Genomic DNA, 17,520 nt, shown 5'->3' on the forward strand with positions numbered 1-17,520 from the left:
ATATGAATTAATTATTGAGGTCTCTTTGTTGAAATCTTCTCTAACTTAAATCCATTGAAAAAAAGAAGAAAAAGAAATTTTAAAAGCTCTACTTTGCGTAAAACCTTTTTCGCTAGTTTGTCTTTTCAACTTTATACGCGCTTTAAAAGAGCAATTGGATGGCTATTGCCAGGTCTAGTAGTGAAGAGGTGGATGATCACATCTGGGTTGGGCTTGTTAATTGCTTTGATTGGAGCGGCAATATGGGCTGATCTGCGTCCAATTTATTGGGTTGTAGAAATGCTTTTTTTGTTTTTAGGATTCATAACAACTTTCATCCCTAGAAATATTTCTGGACCAATAGTCTTTTTGATAGGGATATCTCTGTTGATTTGGGGACAAGGAAGAAGTTTTGAATCTATTAAGCAGGCGTTAGGTTCCAAGAAAAATATTTTTTTAGTTGATGCATTAAGAGCTAAACAAAAATTAAATAGGGGTCCGAATATCGTTGCTATTGGAGGAGGAACAGGTTTATCTTCATTATTAAAAGGTTTAAAAAGATATAGCAGTCGAATTACAGCAATAGTTACTGTTGCAGATGATGGAGGAAGTAGTGGAGTTCTTAGGAGAGAGCTTGGAGTTCAGCCTCCTGGCGACATTAGAAATTGTTTAGCAGCTTTAGCAACGGAAGAGCCACTAATAACAGGTCTTTTTCAGTATCGTTTTCCTGCTGGAAGTGGACTTAAAGGACATAGTTTTGGAAATCTTTTCCTTTCTGCTTTAACTGCAATAACTGGAAGTTTAGAGACAGCAATTACTGCCTCAAGTAAAGTTCTAGCTGTTCAGGGTCAAGTTGTACCAGCAACTAATGTAGATGTTCAATTATGGGCTGAACTTGAAAATGGTGACCGAATAGATGGTGAATCGGCTATTGGGAAAGCATGCGCACCAATAATGAGAATTGGTTGTTATCCTGCGCGACCCCCAGCTTTGCCTAGAGCTTTGGAAGCGATAAGAAATGCTGAAATCATTTTGATAGGCCCAGGAAGTTTGTACACATCTATCCTCCCTAACCTGCTTGTTCCTGAAATAGTCGAAGCGATAGAGAAAAGCAAAGCTCCAAAACTTTATATATGCAATTTAATGACTCAACCAGGTGAAACTGATGGACTTGATGTTTCAGGTCATGTAAGGGCGATGGAAGCTCAATTGGCATCCATTGGAATTACAAGGAAAATATTTAGTTCAATACTTGCTCAAGATGAATTAGAACCTTCTCCACTTATTGATTACTACAAATCAAAAGGGTCTGAACCAGTCAAATGCAATAAGATCGATCTTGCATCTAGAGGCTATAAGGTTTATCTAGCCTCTCTTCAAGCTTCAAAGATTAATCCAACTTTGAGGCATGATCCAAGAAGTCTGGCTTTAGCAATAATGAGATTTTATAGAAGATACAAAAAAAGGAAATGAATCAGTACGCATCTTGCATTTCATAAAAATCTGGCTGAATATAGTCTTTTCTTAGTGGCCAACCTTTCCAGTCTTCGGGCATTAAAAGTCTTTTTGGATGAGGGTGCCCTTTGAAATTAACACCATACATATCAAATGTTTCTCTTTCTTGCCAATCGGCGCCTCTGAAAAGACTATACAAACTTGGAACAGTCATATCCCCATCACGATTAAGAAATACTTTTAGTCTTACTTCACGAGGAGAAATATCTTCTTTAAATTCACTCATTTCTATTAAATTGTAGAAACAAACTATATTTAAACCAGGTCCCTCGTCGTATCCACCTTGACATTGGAGGTAATTAAATCCTTCAATTTTTAATGCTTCAACTGTTGCTAGGAGATTGGTTGGAATGATTTTTATAACTTCAACGCCTAGGTGATCATTTTCGAGAGGAATGTTCTCAAATCCATTCTTGGTAAGCCATTCACTTATGGGGCCAGTGTTTTTTTCTTCAACTATTATTTTTGAATCATTTGTCATGTTTATTAAGGAGGGGTTTAATTACTTGAAAGTTCTTCAGATATTTTTTGAACCTCTTTTAAAGATTTATCAAATTCCTCTGATAGAGAGGGATTTAACGCAATCAATTGTGTTTTTGCACTAAGGTATTTCCCGTTGACTTTGGGCTCGGATCTCCTCATCTTATGAGGAATGGTTAAATACCTATGAGTTTGAGTAATTTTCGATCTCTCAGAAATTGATTCGTTGGCAACTTTTTTTCTTAATTTGATAACGGCATCGAATATTGCTTCTGGTCTTGGAGGACACCCAGGAAGATAAAGGTCAACTGGGATTAGTTTATCAACACCTCTAACTGCTGTAGTTGAATCTGCGCTGAACATCCCACCTGTAATAGTGCAAGCTCCCATGGCAATTACGTATTTTGGATCTGGCATTTGCTCATAAAGCCTTACAAGTGCAGGTGCCATTTTCATTGTGACAGTGCCTGCAACTATTAGGAGATCAGCTTGCCTAGGAGAACTTCTTGGTACCAATCCAAATCTGTCAAAATCAAATCTAGATCCAATTAGAGCTGCGAATTCGATAAAACAACAAGCAGTTCCATAAAGTAACGGCCATAGACTGCTTAGTCTTGCCCAATTGTGAAGATCTTCAAGGCTAGTAAGGATTATGTTTTCGCTTAGATCGTTTGTTACTGCAGGCGTTCCGACAGGGCCACAGGAAGCTTCTCTAAGATTTCTTACTGCTTCGGAAGAGGGAGATTTGTTCAAGGGATTTAACTCCATTCAAGGGCACCTTTTCTCCATGCATATGCTAATGCCACAACCAATATTGTGATAAAAACAAGTGCTTCTATAAATGCTAATAACCCCAGTTTGTGAAATGCAACTGCCCATGGGTAAAGGAACACTGTCTCGACATCGAATATAACGAAAACAAGTGCAAACATGTAGTAACGAATATTAAATTGAATCCATGCACCTCCAATGGGCTCCATTCCTGATTCATATGTAAGTTGTCTTTCTCCAGCTTTGCTTTTTGGCGCTATTAGCTTATTTGTTGTAAGAGCAAGAATGGGAACGGCTCCGGAAATCAGAAGAAATCCTAAGAAATACTCATAACCCTGAAGGGAAAACATGAATTAATTACTGATTTCAATATCATTCTGACAGTCATTTTATGGATTTGTGCCATAGAGTTGTTATATGTGTAAGTGAAAACTGTGAGTCAAGACACAAAAACAAAATCAAATCCTTTTGAAGATCTCAATTCTAATGAAAAACAAAATCAAATAATTTCATTTGAACCAAAAAGCTCAACCGAGGAATTTGATTCAAAATTAAATCGCTTCGAGTGCATGAGCTGCGGTTTTATTTATGACCCCGATGAAGGTATAAAAAAGCTAAAAATTGAACCAGGAACGGCATTTGTAGATATAGATAGAGACAAGTTTAGATGTCCAGTCTGTCGAGTAGGATTTGGTGGATATAAGGATATAGGACCTAAATCAAAGCCTAGTGGATTTGAAGAAAACCTTACTTATGGCTTTGGATTTAATAAACTTCCTTCAGGCCAGAAAAACGTTCTTATTTTTGGAAGCCTGGCTTTAGCCGCTGCCTGTTTTCTCTCTCTTTATTCTTTGAAATGAAACGTCTGTTTTCAAATGTCATTAACTTGACTCTTGTCTTCATAGTTGGAATAGCTCTTAGTAGTTGTACTGTAAGTAACGCTTCAATGGGCTCGTCAAGTCCTTGGTCACTTATTGACCTCAATACTGAAGCAAACCCATTAGACGTTGACTTCGTAGATGATAAGAATGGGTTTTTAGTTGGTACAAATAGGTTGATTCTTGAGACAAATGATGGAGGAATTACTTGGAAAGAAAGAAATTTGGATATTCCAAGCGAAGGGAATTTTCGTCTGATAAGCGTTGATTTTAAAGGCCAAGAAGGATGGATTGCAGGTCAACCAGGTTTGATTCTTCATACAAGTGATGGAGGGAAAAATTGGACTCGACTCAATTTGGGAAATAAGTTGCCAGGAGATCCATATTTGATAACAACAATCGACACTGATTCTGCTGAGTTGGCAACTACTGCTGGAGCAATCTATAAAACAACTGATGCAGGTACAAATTGGGAAGCAATGGTTCTTGATACCTCTGGCTCGGGAGGAGTAAGAGAATTAAGACGTACAAATAGCGGTGGTTATTTAAGTGTTAGTAGTCTTGGTAACTTTTTTTCAGTTCTAAATCCAGGCGAGACAACATGGAGTCCCCATCAAAGAGCAAGTAGCAAGAGAGTGCAAAGTGTTGGTGAGCAGCCAAATGGCGATTTATGGATGCTTTCTAGAGGTGCTGAAATCAGATTTAATGCAAACTCTGATGATCTCGACTCCTGGTCAAAGCCCATCATCCCAATCGTGAACGGTTATAACTATCAAGATCTTGCTTGGGATCCATCTAATTCCATTTGGGCTGCTGGAGGAAGTGGAACTTTATTAGTCAGCAATGATGATGGACAAACTTGGGAAAAAGATCCTGTTGGTGAATTTGTTCCAACAAATTTCATTAGAATTTTGTTTTCGAAAGATTCTAATAGTGACAGTCTGAAGGGTTTTGTATTCGGCGAAAGGGGCAATTTATTGCGATGGCAGGGTTAAAACCATTAATTTTTGATGATTTCCGTGACTCTGTGTAACCACCTTGCAACACAGTTCGTTTCTTTTGATTTCGCTTGATAAGATCACTGAGCTGATTAAGTGAGGCTATGGCTGCCGGCTCTACCGGGGAACGCCCGTTTTTTGAGATCATTACAAGTGTCCGCTATTGGATCATCCATGCAGTGGCACTTCCTGCGATCTTCGTGGCAGGATTCCTATTTGTGTCTTCTGGGCTTGCCTACGACGCTTTTGGAACTCCTAGACCAGATACGTATTTTCAGGCTGGAGAAAGCAAAGCTCCTGTTGTTGTTCAGCGCTTTGATTCCAAGGCTGAACTTGACACGCGTCTGAAATAACCAAATTTCATCTGATTGCTTTATTATCCATGCAAGTCAATCCAAATCCAAATAAAGTTCCGGTTGAATTAAACCGAACAAGTCTTTATCTTGGACTCTTACTTGTTTTTGTAATGGGAATTCTTTTTTCCAGTTACTTCTTTAACTAAAACTCTTTATCATGAGCAAATTAAAAGGACCTGATGGACGAGCAGGAGATCGTCTACCAAATGGTATGCCTGCAGTCTCCTGGGAAAGACGGTGGACAGAGGGAGCACTTCCTTTATGGTTAGTAGCTACTGCAGGTGGAACAGCTGTTATTTTTGTTCTTGGTATTTTCTTTTACGGTTCATACACTGGTATCGGTAACGCTGGTTAGTTTTAACTAGAAAAATACTATTTATCTTAAATAACCTAAGAACCAACTGACAATTATTGTCGGTTGGTTTTTTAATTCCAATATTTATCTGTAAATAATTTGATCTTGTCTTTAGTTTTATTTGGTACGTGCTCTTTTGGAGTAACTAAAGCATTTTTCAATGCATTATGAGAAGAGCTTGAAGGTCTTAATGATGAGATTCTTTTAGCGGCAGCAGAGATTATTGATTTTGCAAAATTTGCATTTTCCATAAGATTTTCAATGACCATTTCAACGGATACATTTTCGGAATTTTGATTCCAGCAATCATAATCAGTAACCATGGACAGGCTTGAGTAAGCAATTTCTGCTTCTTTTGCCAACCTAGCTTCTGTATGGTTTGTCATACCTATTATTGAGCATCCCCAATCTCGATATAAATTTGATTCTGCTCTTGTTGAAAATGCTGGTCCTTCCATAGCAAGATATGTTCCTCCAATGTGCATTTTTTTTTCTTTAGTTAAAAGTTTTTCTATTTCTTGCGAAAGTATTTGAGAAAGAATTTCGCAAAAAGGATTTGCCATGCTTATGTGAGCTACAACTCCATTATTGAAAAAAGTCAATGGTCTTTGATGAGTTCGATCAATAAATTGATCAGGAATAACTATGTCGCAAGGTTTGATATCTTCTTTTAGTGATCCCACAGCTGATGCAGATATTAACCATCTAACATTCAATGACCTCATAGCCCAGATGTTTGCTTTATATGGGATTTCACTTGGATTTAAAGTATGTTTTTCTCCATGGCGAGCTAGAAAAACAATCTCTAAGCCAAAAAGATTGCCTATTAGTAACTTATTAGAAGGTTTTCCATAGGGAGTGTCTAAGCTTAACTCGACTATATTTTTTAGATTTTCTATCCTGTATAGTCCGCTTCCGCCAATAATTCCTAATCTTGCTTTTTTGAAATCATAGGCATCTGATTGTGTCCCAGAAATATTCAAAAAATCATGTTCAGTGATCATATCGTTCTAGCTGGTGGTGGTCATACTCATGCCCTTGTTTTGCGCAGATGGGCAATGAATCCAAAATTGAAGCCTGCTGGAATGATTACTTTAGTCAATAAAGCAAGTACTACAATTTATTCTGGGATGTTCCCAGGTGTCTTAGCAGGTAAATATAAGATTGATGAAATACTAATTGATCTAAGGGACCTTGCTGCAAAAGCAGGAGTTTCATTTGTGATGGCTGAAATTGAGGGGATTGATTCTAAGAAAAAAAAATTACTTTTAGCAGGACGCCCAGAAATTGAATATTCTTTATTATCGTTGAATATAGGATCAAAAACTAACTTAAAATCTGAATTTCTAACAGAAGGAGATGAAGATTTAGCTGTTCCAATTAAACCTTTTTCTGAATCTTATAAATTTATTTTAGATCAAGATATCCATAAGGATAATTCTTCTGCAACACCGTTTGTAATTGTTGGAAGCGGATTTGCTGGGGTTGAATTAGCTTTTTCTCTAAGAAAAAGATGGCCAACAAGGTCTATTATCTTAAAAGTTAGATCACCAAGAAAACTTAGTAAAAATCTATTTAAAAAATTAAAAGATTTAAAGATTGAGATCACACAAAAGAATCCATCTATTTATTATCCCAAATTAATATGTACAGGTAATAAATCATTTGACTGGATTAAAGATAGTGGTTTGCCTGTAGATAAAGATGGGAGGATATTAACAAAAAAGACTCTTCAAGTTTTTAATTATCCAGAGTTATTTGCAGTAGGAGATTGTGGAGTGATCAAGAATCATCCCCGCCCTGCCTCTGGAGTATGGGCAGTACGTTCATCAAAACCACTGGCAAAGAATTTAGAGTCTATGAGTAAAGGTCTAAAACTTAAGGAATGGAACCCTCAAAGAAAAGCGATACAACTTTTAGATATCAATTTTATAAATAAGGGATCCAAAGCTTTTATATCCTGGGGTGAATTGATCATTGGCCCTTTTGGTTTTCTATCAAGATTGAAAGAATCAATTGATAAAGAATTTGTCTCTAAGTTTTATCTTATTAAAGATAAAGATTCAGCAATGTTTGCTGATGAAGAGATGATTAAATGTAGAGGATGCGCAGCAAAAATAGCTTTTACTCCATTGATTTCAGCGTTGAAAAAATTAGATTTAATAGAACCTTCGACAGATGACTCTATTTATATAGCAAAACTCTCTTCTAGTCAGACCTTGATACAAAGTGTAGATGGTTTCCCTTCTTTAATTAGTGATCCATGGCTAAATGGGAGGCTTTTGGCTTTTCATTCTTGTTCTGATATTTGGGCATGCGGAGGAACTGTAATCTCTGCACAATCAGTTGTGAACTTGCCATCCTTATCTAATAATTTGCAAAAAGAATTGTTATATCAAGTATTGGAAGGTATTAATTCTGCTTTAAATATTCAGGGCGCAAAACTGGTAGGAGGGCATACATTAGAATCAAGAAAAATGTTGGAAGAGCCTTTCGCTCTAGGTATTGAAAGCTCATTAACTGTAAATGGAATTATAGAGGATAAAAAATATTTTTGGCCTAAGGGTGGAATGAAAAAAGGAGATCACATTCTAATTAGCCGCTCTTTAGGTACTGGAATAGTATTTTCTGCATTTATGAATGGTCAAGTAAAGCCTTATGTAATTGATTCTGTTTTAAAAGAGATGAATAAAAGTCAGCATCATATTATAAATAATATTAATAAATTAACAAATATAAATCCACACTCAAGAATAATTAATGCATGTACTGATATTACTGGTTTTGGTTTGCTAGGTCATTTATCTGAGATGTTGGAATCTACAAATAAAGATCAATTAAAAATGAATTTAGCACCTTTGAAAATCATTCTTGAGCTCGATCATATACCAGTCTATGATGGTGTAAAAGAACTTTTAGATAAAGGATTTGAAAGTACTTTATCTCCTGCAAATGAAATTTTCTTAAAAAATATTGAAGGAGATAAAAACTTAAGATTTGAGCTCGTATCTCAAGAATTTAAATCTGATAGATCGTTTTATATTGCCATGTTAAAAATTTTAATAGACCCACAAACTTGTGGCCCTTTGGTTGTTAGTTGCCCATCTATTTATTCAGAAAAACTTATAAAGCAAGGACCTTGGATTAGGATAGGATTTATTTCTGAATAAATACTTATTAAATCTTTAAGAAATAATTGTTTCATCAATTAATTTCATTCTTTGTCGCTTTATTTCTATTCCTATTTCTGGACCGGGCTTCCAACCTTTAGCTAGTAATTCATCTCCTTTTATTGGAGAATCTATATTTTTCCAGTTAAATAGCCAAGATTTTAAATATTCTTTCAGCGGGTTTTCTCTGCATATTTCAAGTATGAAAGATGATTCATTAGCATTTATTTCCTCTAGGGTTGTTGTCCACTTTGATGGAGACCAATTTTTATATAAATGATTAGCTGTTATGTGTCTTAGATATTTATTTAATCGACATGCTCCTTCTATTATTTCTTTTTGTTGTTTATTTAAGTGTAATCTTCTTGCTAGATAGATAGGATCTTTAGATTCATAAACTAATGCTGTTAAGGGTTCTATCTGTGACTTCCTTGCAATGAAAATTTTTTCAATGATGCGCTGATCGTTCTGTAATTTTGAGTCTAATATTTTTAGCCCTTCAAAAGCTTGTAGATTTTTTAATGCATTCTTCCAATCTTTACTTTCTAGCAGCAACTCTAGCTCCATTTTTAACCTTATTGATAATGCTGAAGGAGCTAGATCAATATTATCTCCAATATGCCAATTCCATGACCAAAGATTTATTGTATCTTTTATTTGCTTTAAGGCTTGATTCGATAGATTAAAATTCAATTTAGCAGAATAGCGAGAAGCTCTAATAATTCTAGTTGGGTCTTCTAAAACACTAGCTTCATGCAAAAAGTCCATCTTCTTATTCTCAATTGCATCTGATCCTGAAAATAAATCTATTAATTTATTATCTTTGAGTTCAATTGCCATTGCATTTATATTAAAATCTCTTCTTATTAGATCTTTTTTGATTGTTGATAATTCGACTTTTGGATTTTCTCCAGGTATGGGATAAGTTTCTTCACGAGCAGATGCTATATCAACTTTTAAGTTATCAATTATTACTTCTGAGGTTTTATAAGTTGTGTTGTCGCGAATAACTTTTACTCTTTCTGCTCCAAGAACTTTTTGCAATTCTTTTACATAGCTTGATGTTTCCCCTTCAATTATTAAATCTAGATCATTGAAGATGATTTTATAATCTTTATTATTTGCTTTTGTTATTAAGTCTCTTACAACTCCACCAACTATTGCAATATATTTTATATCAACTGAGTTAGCTACATCTAAAAGAATAGTTAGAATTCCACTGGGTAATTCTTTTATCTCTTTTTCAATTGTAGATTTATCAAATAATTCCATGAGAAATATGATTTTATTTAATCACGATTTTTAAGATTGATTATTACTCATCTATTAATTTTAACGGTGCTAGTCTTGGGTCTAATATTTTTGGTCCCATTCCTGAGAATTTTATAGCGAGTGAAATTTTTTCTCCTGTACCAAAAACATGGGTTATTTTCCCTTCTCCAAATGAGGAATGTTCAACTCTATCGTTAACTGACCATCTCTTTCCAATCGAGGGACCTGAGTATGTTTTCCTTACTGCATTTTCAGCTTTACTAGGAAAATTTTTTTTATTACTTTGTCGATCAATTCTTGTTAGCCTATCTAGATTTTTTTCTCTTCTCAAGGTAGCCCCACCAGACAATGGAATATCCCCTTTTACAAGCTCTTCTGGTATCTCGGAAAGGAAAATAGATGCGATAGCAGGTTCTCTCATTCCACCCCACATTCTTCTCTCAGATGCATGAAAAAGAAATAGTTTTTCTTTTGCTCTTGTAAGTCCTACGTAACAAAGTCGCCTTTCTTCCTCTAGTGAAGATGGATCATCAAGTGATCTATAGCTTGGGAATAAGCCTTGCTCCATTCCCACAAGACAAACAACAGGAAATTCCAAGCCTTTACTGCTGTGAAGAGTCATTAATGTGACTCGATTTTGAGCAGTGTCTTTATTGTCTGCATCGCTCGATAAAGCGGCAGTTGATAAAAAACCCTCTAAATTTGCATCTTCACTTTCTTCCTGATACTGCATAGCGGCATTAACTAATTCTTGAAGATTACGTCTTCTTTCTTCTGCTTCATCTGTTCCTGTCGCAATTAATTCACTCAAGTAGCCACTTTTTTCTAAAACCAATTGAACTAACTCGGCAGGGCTAGAAGAAAGAAGATGACTTTGTAATTCATTGATAAGCTCACTAAAATTTATGAGACCTTTGGCTGATCTTCCAGCAAGAGATCTGACAGCTTCGGGGTCATTTACAACTTCCCAAAGAGGAATCTTTAATTGACTAGCAGCATCACTTAATCTTTGAACTGTTGTTTTACCAATTCCTCTTTTCGGAACGTTTAAAACTCTAAGAAGACTGACACTGTCAGATGGATTAATTAAAAGCCTTAAATAAGCTAATAGATCTTTAATTTCTCTTCGATCATAAAAACGTAATCCTCCAACCACAATATATGGAATACTCCATCGGACTAATGAGTCCTCAATTGCTCTTGATTGAGCATTAGTTCTATAAAGAATAGCCATATCTCCCCAATTCAATTCTGGATTAGAGGCATCTAAAATTCTTAGCCTATGAATAACTGCCTCTGCCTCTGCTATCTCGTCGTCACACCTTGTTAATTTAATAGGCTCGCCTTCTCCCCTGGTTGCTCTAAGAACTTTATCTATTCTTTCTTTATTGTTAGAAATTAATGAATTGGCGGCCTCGAGGATGGTAGAGGTAGACCGATAATTTTCTTCCAGTTTTACGAGAGTTGAATTGTTTGTATTTTCTAGGTTTTTCTTTCCAAAGTCCTCTTGAAATCCCATCAGTATTCGAAAGTCGGCAGCTCTAAAGCTATAAATACTTTGATCTGCATCGCCAACAACAAAAACCGATCGATTATTCCAATCTTTAAAGGAAGATGGATCTTTGCCATTGGTAACCAATTGTTTAATTAATTCGTATTGTGTCCAATTCGTATCTTGATATTCATCGACTAAAACATGTTTGAAACGATTATGCCAATAAGTTCTTATCTTCTCATTTTGCTGTAGTAATTGAACAGGTATTAATAGAAGATCATCAAAATCTAATGCATTATTCGCTGCTAAAGCTTTCCTATAAAGTCTATAAGTTTCAGCAACTAATTTGCCTCTTTGACCCTCTTGACTCTTTAACAAATCATCAGGCAGCAAGCATTGATTTTTGGCGTTACTAATTGCCCAACGGACTTTCTTGGGCTCAAATCTTTTAGGGTCTAATTGTAGGTCTTGTGTAACTATTTCTTTAATGAGACTTTGTGCATCTGTTTCATCGTATATTGAAAATTGTCTAGTCCATGTCAATCCTTCAGGATCTTTGAATTTGTCAATGTCAAAGCGTAATAATCTTGCAAATAAAGCGTGAAAAGTTCCTATCCATAATTCACGACTGATTTCACGATATATACGATTACGAATTTGTCTTTGTTCTGCTACTTGTAAAGCAGTCCATGGCTTTCCATGACTTATATTTGCTAATCTTTTTGCTAAAAGTAATTCAAGCCTATCTTTCATTTCTCTTGCAGCTTTATTGGTAAAAGTTACTGCAAGAATAGAGCTTGGATCAACATTATATTCAATAATTAAGTGTGCAATACGATGAGTAAGAGCTCTGGTTTTGCCGCTCCCTGCTCCTGCTATAACTAATAATGGGCCATGAAAATGATCAACTGCTTGAGACTGAGCCTGATTTAATCCATTTAAAAAATTATTATTTGATTTTTTCATTTTATAGACTGAAAATACATTGTTTTGAATTTAGTTTTTGAGATATTAATAGAGACCATTTTATATTAATTATGTAATTAAACTAAATTTATGATATCAAGCTAGAAGCTAAATTATCTTTTTGTTTATTTAGCTTGGAAAGTATTATTTTTATTTGATTAAGCTCTGAATGCGAGTCGATGATTGTGTTGATTTTTTTCTGAGGCATTTTTAGCTTATTTGAAATAGTTACCACTTCTTTCTCTAAACGATTTTTGTACTCGGTTAGTGCTTTAATCGATTCTTCTAACTCTTCTTCTGTAGGACTTCGCATTTTTTATCTCAACAATAGCTCAAATTAGTAATATCCCCTTTACTTATAAGCTTTTTGAGATAACTTCATGATGCTTTTAGCAAAAAATCTTTGATACAGTTAAGAAGCATTGCGTTCTTAGGTCTCTTTGAGTGAAATTTGACGGTAAGTCTTAAGTTGAATTAAGTGATGACTTAATTAAGTCCTTACTTGATCGATTTTTTATTTACAGAGGCTAGGTAGTCAAAAGATGCTTGATGCTTTCTCTAGAACAGTTGTAAGTGCTGACGCCAAGGGTGCAGCAATTGGAAGTGAAGATCTTGCAGATTTAAGAAAGTACGTTGCAGATGCAAATAAAAGAATTGATGCAACCCTTGCGATAACTCAAAACGTTTCTTGCATAGCTGCAGATGCAGTAGCAGGAATGGTTTGTGAAAATACTGGACTTACTCAGCCAGGGGGACATTGTTATCCAACACGTCGAATGGCAGCTTGTTTAAGGGATGGGGAAATTATACTGAGATATGTTAGCTATGCACTTCTCGCAGGCGATCCTTCTGTTCTTGAAGATAGATGTCTAAATGGTTTAAAAGAAACTTATTTGGCTCTTGGAGTCCCAACGTCCAATGCTATAAGAGCAGTTGAAATAATGAAGATTGCGACAGTTGCAATTATGACTGAGACAAATACAGGACGAAAAATGTTTAAAGGAATTAATTCTGGCTCAGGAGCACAATGTCAAGATATTGCGGCTGAGGCAGCATCCTATTTTGATCTTGTAATAGAGGCTTTAAGTTGACTAGTCAACTTGGATTTAAATTCCTCCCAAAGCACTTTAAACTAATTCTTATTAAGTCATTATGAAATCTGCAGTTACAACCGTTGTTAGCGCAGCCGATGCAGCAGGAAGATTTCCTAGTATGAGTGATTTTGAGTCTGTGAAAGGTTCTTTTGATAGGGCCCAAGCTCGTTTAGAGGCTGCAGAAAAACTTGCTTCTTGTCTTGATAAATTTACGAATCTGGCGGTTGATGCTGTATATCAAAATGGTTCATATGAGCAAGCTAACAAAGATAAATGTGTAAGAGATATTCATCATTATTTGCGTCTTATTAATTATTGCTTGGTAACTGGTGGTACTGGTCCTTTAGATGAATGGGGAATATCAGGCATGAGAGAAATTATTCGTATCCAGCTATTACCAACTGCAGCATACGTAGAAGCATTTATTTTTATCCGAGATGAAATAAAGATCAATGATGTTATGAGTCAGCAGGCCGAAACAGAATTTAAAGGATTATTGGATTATTTGATAAACGCACTTGCGTAAAAAAATTAGGTTAATCAAAAGATTTTTTATAGATTTTAATTAATGGTTTAAAATTGGGTATGGTTAATTATTTAGATTTAAATAAATATATTGAACTTTATCAAGATTTCTTGCATCCAAATCCAAATATTAATTCCCAAGCATTTTTGATCTTAAAAAAAGAATTTGAAGTTAAATTTATGAATAATCTTCTAGCTAATCTCAAGGACGAAGATGTATTCATAAGAAGAAAATCAATATTAGCTTTGGGGTGCTTTGGAGAAAAAATATTAAAGTTCATCATTTCATTATATATAGATACTAAAAATCCAACGGTTAAAGTTAGTTGCCTTAAAACGATGATAAAGGTTGTAGTTAATTTTAATTTAGAAGAATTATCTCCCGAAGAAATGTTAGTAGTTGATTTAGCACTTAAAGATGACAAACCGGAAATAATATTGACTGTTATTTCTCTTTTGAGGCAATTAGGAACAACTGGTAGAAATATTTTGATGAAAACTTGTAGAGATAAAGACTTATTAAGAGCGAAAGCTTCTATTAGTGCCCTTTTAGAAATGAAAGATCAGACTGTTGATGATTTATTTGATGAATTATTAAATGATAAAACTATTGATCCAATGATAAAAGACGAGATTTTAAGAGACAAAATATTTTAATATCCTAGATTATTTCTTAGGTTTCTTAGTCATCGATTTTTTTTATAGCTAATTTAATTATTGATCTAACATTTTTATCTTGCTCAAGCTTAAGGAGTTCTTTGAGTGGGTTTATAGCTTCATTAATATTAAGTTGCATCATCGTCAATATGGAAGCTTTCCGAATATCTGGACTTTTATTTTCTAATTTTGATATTAATGTAGGAATTAAAGTTTCTATTCTATATAGTTTGCCAACTAATTTAATAGCTTCAATCTGAACATTTTCAGCATTATCACTGATAGCAGTTTCTACCAACTTGATTGCTTCTTGATCTTGCGACTGTCTAATATGTTCTTCAAGTGCTGAAATTGCGGCTGATTTAACGTTAGTATTTTTTGATTTGGCTGCTTTTTTTATTGCATTTGGTGCTTTCGCTCCAATAAATTCTAAACACCATGCTGCAAGACCATATTGAATTTCTGTATGTTCTTGACTCTCTAAGACAATGATTAGGTGATTTACAGCAGCCTCACCAAAAATTGCAATGGCACCAGCTGCTGAAAATTGCACTACAGAATCTGAATCATTGGTAAGTGCTTTTATTAAATGAGGTAAAGCTGTTGGATCTTCAACTAACTTTAAAGTCTTTGCTGCTGCTCTTCTCTGAATTACATTTTCACTATTCAGAAGAGCATTAATCAACTCAGGTAAAGCTGCTGAACCAACTTGAGCTAATGCTTGTGCATGACTTCTTCTAACTAAACCATTTTCATCGCCAAGCCCTTTTATTAACAGCTTGATCTCATTTTGATTTGATTTTTTCTTAATACTTATGTTGTGGTTGCCTTCCTTGTTCTCTACTTTTTCTTCTTCAGGTTTCGCTTTCATTTTCATGTGAGTATCCATTTTTTTATTATCAACTTCAAAACGCATTGTATACTAAGATTAATGAGTATCATTTAATCTTAGTAATTGTATTTTCATAAATAATATCCCATTATATTCAGCATAAATTTTATACTGAATATAGTAATTTCAGACGATTTACTAAATACAGATTTTTTAATATTCAAAGTGCAATCCAATCCATTTAATAATCTACCTAAAATAAATAAAAGAGATGCTATCAATATTCTTAGCAGACCAATTTCTGAAGTTAAGATTTTAGCGGATTATTATAAGGCGGTTTTCCACTTAGCCAATTTCCCATGTGAAGAATCAGAAATAGTGCTTCTTGATTTTATTAAATATGACTATGAGAAACTTGAATATAAGATAGCAAAAAGAAAAGCAATAGAGGTTCTTGCTATATTTGGCAGTAAAAAAGCGATACCAATCATTGCAAGTTTTTTAAACAACAATGATGATTACCTGGTTGAGAGTGCTGTTTGGTCATTAGGTAAACTTAAATGTAATGATATTGATGTCATAAACAACATTTGTTCAATATTGCATAAACAATTTAATAATAAAAGAGTAGTAATACAAACATTAACTAGTTTAGGAGTTAGAAAAGAAATTGGTAAGATTAGATCATTATCAATAGAAAAGCATTCCTCGAATGGAATTAAAGGAGCTTCTCTCGCAGCATTGATAAAACTTGCTGGTGAGGATGATAAACTTAATGTTCTTAAGGATTTCTTGAGACTATCTAATCAAAATGATAGACATTGTGCAGTTCAGGATATTATAAATGCTGGTCATATATCTGTTTTACCTTATTTAGTTAATGCTCCAATTTCTCCATCATTTAAATTAAAGGCAATAGATTCACTTTGGATTGATGAAATAATATATTGGAAAGATATAAAGCTGATTGAATCTCTCGACTCAGTCATTGTTGATAATCCGAAAGATATAAATACTTTAGAGATTGATGGTTTTGAAAAAGATCTAATTTTTTTGATAGAGCAACTTTTTCATACAGACTTTAATAGATGTTATAAATCAATGAAAGAATTAGGGAAATTTCCTTCAGACGAAGTTTTGTATTATCTAAATAATAATTGGGATAGAGCCAAATCAGATTATGGGGCAATATATTTCTTTATAAATGCATATAAACTACTATTAGATAAGCAATTATATGATAAGAAAATTTTAGAAAAAGTTGAATTTTTATTATCAGGTAGTTGGCCTAATCATATGAAATTTAAATCTTCAGCCATTGAAGTTTTGGGATGCTTAAATGAGAATAAATTCTATAATAATATAGATGAATATGCAGATGAGAGGCATACTCCATATTGGAAAAATCGATATGCAGCTTTGCTTGTATTACAAAAAAAGCAAATTAATATAAAAAAGAGATTGGTTAAATTATTTTTGAATGATAATCATCGATTCGTCAGGTTAAAGGCGAAAGAAATTATTGCGTAGTTAATTTTTTTAGGGAAATATAATGATTAAGCTTTAGCACCAATTCCTATCTATAAAATGATCAAAATTAGAAATTTTTTTAAATATTAAGGGTCCAAAATTTGATCCCCAAATCTTCTTATTAGTCTCTATTTCGTATCCAGAATCTTCAGAAATAAGAGAGCTTTTATTTAATATAACATTACTTTGTACATAAGTTATTCCCTTATGGTGCTGTAGATGGCAATTCCTACCAGGTTCTATACTCCCTTCATAACTACCGGGTTGAGTTTCTCTAAAATGCATAGAGCATCCAGACTGTTTATATAATTTATACTTCGATATTTTTTCTAAAATAGACATATCTAGTGCACCCCCAGCTAATCTTTCTTTATCCTGAATTTTATGATTACTTAAAATAAAAACTTCTTTTTCTTGCGATAATTTATTTATACACTGTCTATATGGATTCCATATGTCATGTTGATATCTTTGTTCTGAATAAAAAGAAAAACATTTATAAGTTTTAAAAAATAATGGTCGAAAATGTATTTGAATATGTGCAAAATTTCTTGGATTATCTAAAGCTTGTTCCTTATTACTAAATATACCTGAAAGTATCTTTGCAAATTCTAATATATGTTCGTTTTTCATCTTTCAGTATATAG

20 protein-coding genes are annotated in these 17,520 nt (G+C 34.0%); 11 read left to right on the forward strand and 9 right to left on the reverse strand.

The window, feature by feature from the left end:
- Nucleotides 1-54 precede the first annotated feature (54 nt).
- Nucleotides 55-1,452 carry a gluconeogenesis factor YvcK family protein gene (locus AC6EI0_RS09635; protein ID WP_498522317.1) on the forward strand — a complete coding sequence of 466 codons (1,398 nt, stop codon included), beginning with the start codon at nt 55-57 and terminating at the stop codon, nt 1,450-1,452.
- 1 nt (nt 1,453) lies between these two features.
- On the opposite strand, the gene AC6EI0_RS09640 is transcribed toward AC6EI0_RS09635, so the two are convergent.
- The 3 genes from AC6EI0_RS09640 to AC6EI0_RS09650 are packed head-to-tail and all read right to left on the reverse strand — an operon-like array spanning nt 1,454 to nt 3,095.
- The gene (locus tag AC6EI0_RS09640; protein WP_498522318.1) at nt 1,454-1,975 is read right to left on the reverse strand and encodes an NAD(P)H-quinone oxidoreductase subunit J; all 522 of its coding nucleotides are present in this window, start codon (nt 1,973-1,975) and stop codon (nt 1,454-1,456) included.
- A 17-nt stretch (nt 1,976-1,992) separates the two neighbouring features.
- Nucleotides 1,993-2,742 carry an NADH-quinone oxidoreductase subunit NuoB gene (gene nuoB, locus AC6EI0_RS09645; RefSeq protein ID WP_498522319.1) on the reverse strand — a complete coding sequence of 250 codons (750 nt, stop codon included), beginning with the start codon at nt 2,740-2,742 and terminating at the stop codon, nt 1,993-1,995.
- A complete protein-coding gene (locus AC6EI0_RS09650; protein WP_011294293.1) occupies nt 2,733-3,095 on the reverse strand; it encodes an NAD(P)H-quinone oxidoreductase subunit 3 in 363 nt (120 codons plus the stop codon). The genes nuoB and AC6EI0_RS09650 overlap by 10 nt, the downstream gene beginning before the upstream one ends.
- A gap of 84 nt (nt 3,096-3,179) precedes the next feature.
- Between AC6EI0_RS09650 and AC6EI0_RS09655 the strand changes: the two genes are divergently transcribed.
- The 5 genes from AC6EI0_RS09655 (at nt 3,180) to AC6EI0_RS09675 (ending at nt 5,332) form a co-directional block, all read left to right on the forward strand.
- Nucleotides 3,180-3,605 (forward strand): rubredoxin, encoded by a 426-nt coding sequence (locus tag AC6EI0_RS09655; RefSeq protein WP_498522320.1) that lies wholly within the window; start codon nt 3,180-3,182, stop codon nt 3,603-3,605.
- Nucleotides 3,602-4,618 carry a photosynthesis system II assembly factor Ycf48 gene (locus tag AC6EI0_RS09660; protein WP_498522322.1) on the forward strand — a complete coding sequence of 339 codons (1,017 nt, stop codon included), beginning with the start codon at nt 3,602-3,604 and terminating at the stop codon, nt 4,616-4,618. Before AC6EI0_RS09655 ends, AC6EI0_RS09660 begins: the two co-directional genes overlap by 4 nt.
- Before the next feature lie 107 nt (nt 4,619-4,725).
- Nucleotides 4,726-4,974 (forward strand): cytochrome b559 subunit alpha, encoded by a 249-nt coding sequence (psbE, locus tag AC6EI0_RS09665; RefSeq protein ID WP_011294296.1) that lies wholly within the window; start codon nt 4,726-4,728, stop codon nt 4,972-4,974.
- Between the two features lie 29 nt (nt 4,975-5,003).
- Nucleotides 5,004-5,123, forward strand: a complete 120-nt coding sequence (gene psbL / locus AC6EI0_RS09670) for a photosystem II reaction center protein PsbL (RefSeq protein WP_011294297.1) — start codon at nt 5,004-5,006, stop codon at nt 5,121-5,123.
- Between the two features lie 11 nt (nt 5,124-5,134).
- The gene (locus tag AC6EI0_RS09675) at nt 5,135-5,332 is read left to right on the forward strand and encodes a photosystem II reaction center protein J (RefSeq protein WP_011294298.1); all 198 of its coding nucleotides are present in this window, start codon (nt 5,135-5,137) and stop codon (nt 5,330-5,332) included.
- Between the two features lie 71 nt (nt 5,333-5,403).
- Here AC6EI0_RS09675 and mtnP read toward each other — a convergent pair whose 3' ends face one another.
- A complete protein-coding gene (gene mtnP, locus AC6EI0_RS09680) occupies nt 5,404-6,336 on the reverse strand; it encodes an S-methyl-5'-thioadenosine phosphorylase (RefSeq protein ID WP_498522323.1) in 933 nt (310 codons plus the stop codon).
- Between mtnP and selD the strand changes: the two genes are divergently transcribed.
- Nucleotides 6,322-8,502, forward strand: a complete 2,181-nt coding sequence (gene selD, locus AC6EI0_RS09685; protein WP_498522324.1) for a selenide, water dikinase SelD — start codon at nt 6,322-6,324, stop codon at nt 8,500-8,502. The genes mtnP and selD overlap by 15 nt on opposite strands.
- A 15-nt stretch (nt 8,503-8,517) precedes the next feature.
- Here selD and AC6EI0_RS09690 read toward each other — a convergent pair whose 3' ends face one another.
- The 3 genes from AC6EI0_RS09690 to AC6EI0_RS09700 all read right to left on the reverse strand — a co-directional run bounded on the left by AC6EI0_RS09690 (nt 8,518) and on the right by AC6EI0_RS09700 (nt 12,548).
- Nucleotides 8,518-9,774 carry a tRNA nucleotidyltransferase/poly(A) polymerase family protein gene (locus tag AC6EI0_RS09690; RefSeq protein ID WP_498522325.1) on the reverse strand — a complete coding sequence of 419 codons (1,257 nt, stop codon included), beginning with the start codon at nt 9,772-9,774 and terminating at the stop codon, nt 8,518-8,520.
- A gap of 43 nt (nt 9,775-9,817) precedes the next feature.
- Nucleotides 9,818-12,235, reverse strand: a complete 2,418-nt coding sequence (locus AC6EI0_RS09695; protein ID WP_498522326.1) for an ATP-dependent helicase — start codon at nt 12,233-12,235, stop codon at nt 9,818-9,820.
- 88 nt (nt 12,236-12,323) lie between these two features.
- Nucleotides 12,324-12,548 carry a DUF8630 family protein gene (locus AC6EI0_RS09700; RefSeq protein WP_498506712.1) on the reverse strand — a complete coding sequence of 75 codons (225 nt, stop codon included), beginning with the start codon at nt 12,546-12,548 and terminating at the stop codon, nt 12,324-12,326.
- Between the two features lie 229 nt (nt 12,549-12,777).
- Here AC6EI0_RS09700 and cpeB point away from each other — a divergent pair, with 229 nt between their 5' ends.
- The 3 genes from cpeB (at nt 12,778) to AC6EI0_RS09715 (ending at nt 14,511) form a co-directional block, all read left to right on the forward strand.
- Nucleotides 12,778-13,326, forward strand: coding sequence for a phycoerythrin subunit beta (gene cpeB, locus AC6EI0_RS09705; protein WP_413677301.1), 549 nt, complete (start codon nt 12,778-12,780; stop codon nt 13,324-13,326).
- Between the two features lie 61 nt (nt 13,327-13,387).
- Nucleotides 13,388-13,855, forward strand: coding sequence for a C-phycoerythrin subunit alpha (gene cpeA / locus AC6EI0_RS09710; protein WP_498462180.1), 468 nt, complete (start codon nt 13,388-13,390; stop codon nt 13,853-13,855).
- Nucleotides 13,856-13,914: 59 nt separating this feature from the next.
- Entirely contained in the window at nt 13,915-14,511 is a 597-nt protein-coding gene (locus AC6EI0_RS09715; protein WP_498522327.1) for a HEAT repeat domain-containing protein, read from the forward strand.
- Between the two features lie 25 nt (nt 14,512-14,536).
- Here AC6EI0_RS09715 and AC6EI0_RS09720 read toward each other — a convergent pair whose 3' ends face one another.
- Nucleotides 14,537-15,382, reverse strand: coding sequence for a HEAT repeat domain-containing protein (locus AC6EI0_RS09720; protein ID WP_498522329.1), 846 nt, complete (start codon nt 15,380-15,382; stop codon nt 14,537-14,539).
- A 186-nt stretch (nt 15,383-15,568) separates the two neighbouring features.
- Between AC6EI0_RS09720 and AC6EI0_RS09725 the strand changes: the two genes are divergently transcribed.
- On the forward strand, nt 15,569-16,873 hold the full coding sequence (locus AC6EI0_RS09725; RefSeq protein WP_498522330.1) for a HEAT repeat domain-containing protein: 1,305 nt from the start codon (nt 15,569-15,571) through the stop codon (nt 16,871-16,873).
- A gap of 33 nt (nt 16,874-16,906) precedes the next feature.
- Here the strand turns inward: AC6EI0_RS09725 and AC6EI0_RS09730 are convergent, their stop codons facing one another.
- The gene (locus tag AC6EI0_RS09730; RefSeq protein WP_498522331.1) at nt 16,907-17,506 is read right to left on the reverse strand and encodes a chromophore lyase CpcT/CpeT; all 600 of its coding nucleotides are present in this window, start codon (nt 17,504-17,506) and stop codon (nt 16,907-16,909) included.
- Nucleotides 17,507-17,520 lie beyond the last annotated feature (14 nt).

Source organism: Prochlorococcus sp. G5PB11, from assembly GCF_059772425.1.

Bases quoted from the DNA above. Each gene is read 5' to 3' on its own strand.
- AC6EI0_RS09700 (WP_498506712.1), bottom strand. From the start codon at position 12,548: ATGCGAAGTCCTACAGAAGAAGAGTTAGAAGAATCGATTAAAGCACTA.
- psbE (WP_011294296.1), top strand. From the start codon at position 4,726: ATGGCTGCCGGCTCTACCGGGGAACGCCCGTTTTTTGAGATCATTACA.
- AC6EI0_RS09675 (WP_011294298.1), top strand. From the start codon at position 5,135: ATGAGCAAATTAAAAGGACCTGATGGACGAGCAGGAGATCGTCTACCA.
- cpeA (WP_498462180.1), top strand. From the start codon at position 13,388: ATGAAATCTGCAGTTACAACCGTTGTTAGCGCAGCCGATGCAGCAGGA.
- AC6EI0_RS09715 (WP_498522327.1), top strand. From the start codon at position 13,915: ATGGTTAATTATTTAGATTTAAATAAATATATTGAACTTTATCAAGAT.
- AC6EI0_RS09695 (WP_498522326.1), bottom strand. From the start codon at position 12,235: ATGAAAAAATCAAATAATAATTTTTTAAATGGATTAAATCAGGCTCAG.
- AC6EI0_RS09690 (WP_498522325.1), bottom strand. From the start codon at position 9,774: ATGGAATTATTTGATAAATCTACAATTGAAAAAGAGATAAAAGAATTA.
- nuoB (WP_498522319.1), bottom strand. From the start codon at position 2,742: ATGGAGTTAAATCCCTTGAACAAATCTCCCTCTTCCGAAGCAGTAAGA.
- selD (WP_498522324.1), top strand. From the start codon at position 6,322: ATGTTCAGTGATCATATCGTTCTAGCTGGTGGTGGTCATACTCATGCC.
- AC6EI0_RS09730 (WP_498522331.1), bottom strand. From the start codon at position 17,506: ATGAAAAACGAACATATATTAGAATTTGCAAAGATACTTTCAGGTATA.
- psbL (WP_011294297.1), top strand. From the start codon at position 5,004: ATGCAAGTCAATCCAAATCCAAATAAAGTTCCGGTTGAATTAAACCGA.
- cpeB (WP_413677301.1), top strand. From the start codon at position 12,778: ATGCTTGATGCTTTCTCTAGAACAGTTGTAAGTGCTGACGCCAAGGGT.
- mtnP (WP_498522323.1), bottom strand. From the start codon at position 6,336: ATGATCACTGAACATGATTTTTTGAATATTTCTGGGACACAATCAGAT.
- AC6EI0_RS09650 (WP_011294293.1), bottom strand. From the start codon at position 3,095: ATGTTTTCCCTTCAGGGTTATGAGTATTTCTTAGGATTTCTTCTGATT.
- AC6EI0_RS09640 (WP_498522318.1), bottom strand. From the start codon at position 1,975: ATGACAAATGATTCAAAAATAATAGTTGAAGAAAAAAACACTGGCCCC.
- AC6EI0_RS09720 (WP_498522329.1), bottom strand. From the start codon at position 15,382: ATGAAAGCGAAACCTGAAGAAGAAAAAGTAGAGAACAAGGAAGGCAAC.
- AC6EI0_RS09660 (WP_498522322.1), top strand. From the start codon at position 3,602: ATGAAACGTCTGTTTTCAAATGTCATTAACTTGACTCTTGTCTTCATA.